At 31.5% G+C, this 4,479-nt stretch carries 4 protein-coding genes; all 4 read left to right on the forward strand.

Annotation, left to right across the window (positions count from 1 at the left end; genetic code table 11):
• Positions 1 to 554 precede the first annotated feature (554 nt).
• The 4 genes from AFK68_RS08905 (at position 555) to AFK68_RS08920 (ending at position 4,006) form a co-directional block, all read left to right on the forward strand.
• Complete coding sequence (locus tag AFK68_RS08905; RefSeq protein ID WP_094672421.1) at positions 555 to 1,721, forward strand: amino acid ABC transporter permease; 1,167 nt, start codon at positions 555 to 557, stop codon at positions 1,719 to 1,721.
• A 440-nt stretch (positions 1,722 to 2,161) separates the two neighbouring features.
• Entirely contained in the window at positions 2,162 to 3,373 is a 1,212-nt protein-coding gene (locus AFK68_RS08910; RefSeq protein ID WP_094672422.1) for an amino acid ABC transporter permease, read from the forward strand.
• A 109-nt stretch (positions 3,374 to 3,482) separates the two neighbouring features.
• Positions 3,483 to 3,674 carry a hypothetical protein gene (locus tag AFK68_RS08915; protein WP_094672423.1) on the forward strand — a complete coding sequence of 64 codons (192 nt, stop codon included), beginning with the start codon at positions 3,483 to 3,485 and terminating at the stop codon, positions 3,672 to 3,674.
• 62 nt (positions 3,675 to 3,736) lie between these two features.
• Positions 3,737 to 4,006, forward strand: coding sequence for a hypothetical protein (locus AFK68_RS08920; protein WP_143437709.1), 270 nt, complete (start codon positions 3,737 to 3,739; stop codon positions 4,004 to 4,006).
• Positions 4,007 to 4,479 lie beyond the last annotated feature (473 nt).

Raw genomic sequence — 4,479 nt, forward strand, 5'->3', positions numbered from 1 at the left:
ATTGATAATTGATAATGGATAATTGATAATTACCTCTGGTTAAAACCGCACGGGAATTGAATATCGGGAAATATCCTAGCACTTTTTTTCCCTTTAAAAGGGGAGGCTTCAAGGCGCGAATTATTTAATTATTAATAATTAATAATTGGGTAAAACAAGTATTAAGAGAGGACGCGAAGTGACTAAAATCTAAAAGAGGTAAGACTTCAAGAGATTGAAATCTGTCAATAATTGATAATTGATAATGGATAATTGATAATTACCTCTCCCTAAAACGGATAGCATTGAATAAAAGGAAAATAAATTCATTGTTTCTCCTTGATCATGAGAGGCTTTAAACCTTAATTATTCGGTAAATACCAGACGTGGAAAGGTACATATATTACTAGATTTTTAAGTTACAAATAGTTGTCTTAATTTCTTCGGACCTCCATACCTGTTCCCAGTTAAGTGTTCCCTATCTCCTTTTTATATTTCCTGATACATTCAATCTCTTAATTATTAATTATTAATTATTCATTATTCATTATAACTACTCCCTACTCCCTAAAATTATGATTGACGACAAAAATCAAAAAATTCCCCTATGGCGAGATGATAGATTTTGGCGTATTGCTTTACAAGTTCTTGCCATAGTAATTTTTGTTGCGGTTGTAGCTATAATGATTAGCAACCTCAGCCGAAATTTAGCACAACAAGGTACAAAGTTTGGCTTTAGTTTCCTAGACAATGAAGCAGGATTTAGTATTAGTGAAAGTTTAATTCCTTACAAACCAAACGACCCCTATACTCAAGTATTATTAGCAGGTTTAGTTAATTCTCTGCGAGTAATGATTTTAGGGATTTTCTTCACAACAATAGTTGGAATATTAGCAGGTATTGCTAGTTTTTCTGAGAATTGGTTACTGCGGAATTTGAATAGAGTTTATGTGGAAGTTGTCAGAAATACTCCTTTATTATTGCAATTATTTTTCTGGTATTTTGCAGTTTTTTTCAGTTTGCCTAAACCTCAAGAAAAATTAGAATTACCCGGACCAATATTTATGAGTAAACGAGGCATAGCTATTCCTTGGCCGGAAAATACTTTGAATGTTTGGTTATGGTTAATAGTATTAGTTGTAGGAGCGATCGCCGCGATATTTATTTGGCAATGGCGGAGTAAATTAATGACAGAAAAAGCAGCATCTGGTAAACCACAAATTATTGCTTTAATTAGCATGGGAATTATTGGAGTATTAATTATTATATTTGCTTTGGGTTGGCAAGCACCTAGAGTAACAGCAACAGGAAGCACCGAAGGGGGATTAAAATTAACATTAGAACTTTCAGCTTTATTAGTAGGATTAGTATTTTATACAGGCGCTTTTATTGCTGAAATTGTTCGTTCTGGGATTCAAGCAGTACCGAAAGGGCAATGGGAAGCAGCTAGGTCTTTAGGATTAAAGTCTGGTTTAGTAATGAGGTTGGTGATTTTTCCTCAAGCATTACGAGTGATGATTCCACCATTAAATAGTCAATATATGAACTTAGCAAAAAACTCTAGTTTAGCAATAGCTATTGGTTATCCAGATTTATATGCTGTGGCTAATACTACTTATAATCAATCAGGTCGCCCAATTGAAGTCTTTATCATTTTAATGGTAGTTTATCTTTCTATAAATTTGACAATTTCATTGTGTATGAATTTATTAAATAAAAGTGTTCAATTAACAGAAAGATAATATTAGTCGGAGTCAGGAGTCAGGAGTCAGAATAAACACTTTTGAAATATTCACGACTTACGCAGGTGAACCTAGAAACCCGGTTTATCGTAGACTTCTATTAGTCAAAACAAGGATTTCTCGTAGAAACCGGGTTTCGCGTGCGTAAGTCCTAATATTGTTAAAGGTTGAACCTGAGTTAATGAACTAAAAAATCTTTTTATTAGAGCAGTTAGAGTTAACAATAGTAGGGGCGGGTTTCTCAGTTAAGTTAACGAGTTTTCACATTTAGTTAAATAAACCCGCCCCCCAATGATGAAACCCACTTAGTTAGAGTTAACATAAGTATCGAAAAAAATTAGGATTTATCTGATAACTCCTGTAAACAAAAAACTATAACTGTTGTATTGATTATTAATAAATATAATATTTGATAACTTTTACCTATTACCAATAACGCTATGAAAACCATTAATACAAATCAATCCCCCGCACCACCATTTCAGGAAACTAATTCTATAGAATGGCTGAGAAAAAATTTTTTTAGTACCTGGTACAACACCTTACTCACTCTAGTCTTATTCGGATTAATTTTCGGGGCAATAACTAACTTTATTTCCTGGGCAACAACAGAAGCGGAATGGCAGGTTATAGAAGTTAACTTGCCATTATTAATGGTGGGTAGATATCCAAGAGACCAATATTGGCGCATTTGGTTAATAGTTGGCATAATTTCTATTTTTTCTGGTTTTTCTTGGGGAATTATTGCTAGAAAATCAGCGACATTATTTACATTGCCAGTATTAATTTTTATTGCTATTTTACCTGCAATTTTATTATTAATTCCTGTAGCTATACCATTTAAAATATTACTTGTAGGAATGGTAATTTTAGTTATTGCTACTGCCTGGATAGGAAAACAATTAGGCAAAAAAAATATCAACTTAGGTAAATATCTATCTTTTGCTTGGTTTATTGCTTTTCTATTAATTCTCTGGTTAATCGGAGGTGGATTAGGATTAAAATCTGTATCTACAAATGACTGGGGTGGTTTAATGCTAACTATCTTAATGGCTGTAGTTAGCATTTTTTTATCTTTTCCTTTAGGAGTTTTATTGGCTTTAGGTAGACAAAGTAAATTGCCAGTAATTAGAATCTTTTCTATTGGTTATATTGAAATTATTCGTGGATTACCTTTAATTTCAATTCTCTTTATGGGGCAAATTATGATTCCCCTATTTTTGCCAGATGGAATGCGACCTGATAGAATTTTACGGGCAATTTTAGGATTAACTTTATTTAGTTCTGCTTATTTAGCAGAAAATGTTAGAGGTGGTTTACAATCTGTACCTAGAGGTCAAAATGAAGCGGCAAAAGCATTAGGTTTAAATACTCCATTAAGTTTAGGATTGATTGTTTTACCTCAAGCTTTAAAAGTTGCTATTCCATCAATTGTTGGTCAATTTATTAGTCTATTTCAGGATACAACTTTATTATCAATTGTAGGATTAGTAGAATTATTGGGTATTAGTCGTTCGGTTTTAGCTCAACCCCAATTTTTAGGAGATTATGCCGAGGTTTATTTATTTAATGGCATAATTTTTTGGATTATTTGTTATGCCATGTCAGTCGGTAGTCGGCAGTTGGAGAAAAAGTTGAATACTACTCATTAATTAGGGAATAGGGAATAGGGAACAGGGAATAGTAAAGAAGAGAAAAAACAAAAATACTAGCTTTTCACAATAATTAGTAGGTACTCACAGATATTGGTTCAATGAAAATTTGCTAACTTGTGTAATTGAAGAAGAAACTTATAATCTGGCTAAAATCATTATTCAAATAATTGAGCTGTATATTTCGACAAAAACAAATGCTTTTGAAGAATTCATTAAATCTTGCCAGCAAATAAGTCAATTAACAGAAGTAAATCAACAGCTTCATGTTGATTTTATTGTTACACTTTTACCGAAATAGATGCAAGATTGTTTGAAATTTTTAGCTATAGTATTTTGAAATATTATTACCACGAACAGACTGTGTTTTTTCGTTTTGATCTAGAGAATATACAACAAGAAAATTTAAAATTCTACAAAACAGGGCGAACTAATGCTAATGATGGGGGCATAGATTTTGTAATGAAGCCATTAGGTAGATTTTTTCAGGTTACAGAAACAACGGATTTCAAAAAGTTTTTTTTAGATACTGATAAAATAGAAAAATATCCCTATATTTCATTAAATCTACTGAAAGTAAGGATAAATTACTCGAAAAAGTTAGAAAAAATGCACAAAAGCAATAGTCTGTGAATATAATAGTCGAAAAATATATTAATTAATTGCATAGAATAAATTATAAATTTGCCAACCATTATAGAACGTTTTTACCAGAGTGTAGAAATAGGATATTTATAGCAGTTTTCACTCATGTTGACTTGCATTACTTCTTCCTTCTTCCTTCTTACTTCTTCCTTTAAACCCAAATATCTGTACTCTAAAAAACATGAAAACTGCTATAAGTAATATATTGGAAGAAGTAATTAAGCAGAGCTAAGTAGAATTTAACTATGAAGTATAATAATTACCAAAAGTTAAAATGATAGAGTAGAGATAAGAATTTTTCAGTTAATTTGATTTAATCCCATTGAGGATTGCTACAAAATATTATAATCTTATTTCTATTTAATACTAACCCCTATTCCCTATTCCCTATTCCCTAAAAATGAAAATGACACAAATAGAAACACAAAAAACTGAAACAACAATAGATGCCAATATCGGAA

Origin of the sequence: Hydrocoleum sp. CS-953 (assembly GCF_002260545.1) — a bacterium.
Lineage (GTDB): Bacteria > Cyanobacteriota > Cyanobacteriia > Cyanobacteriales > Microcoleaceae > Trichodesmium.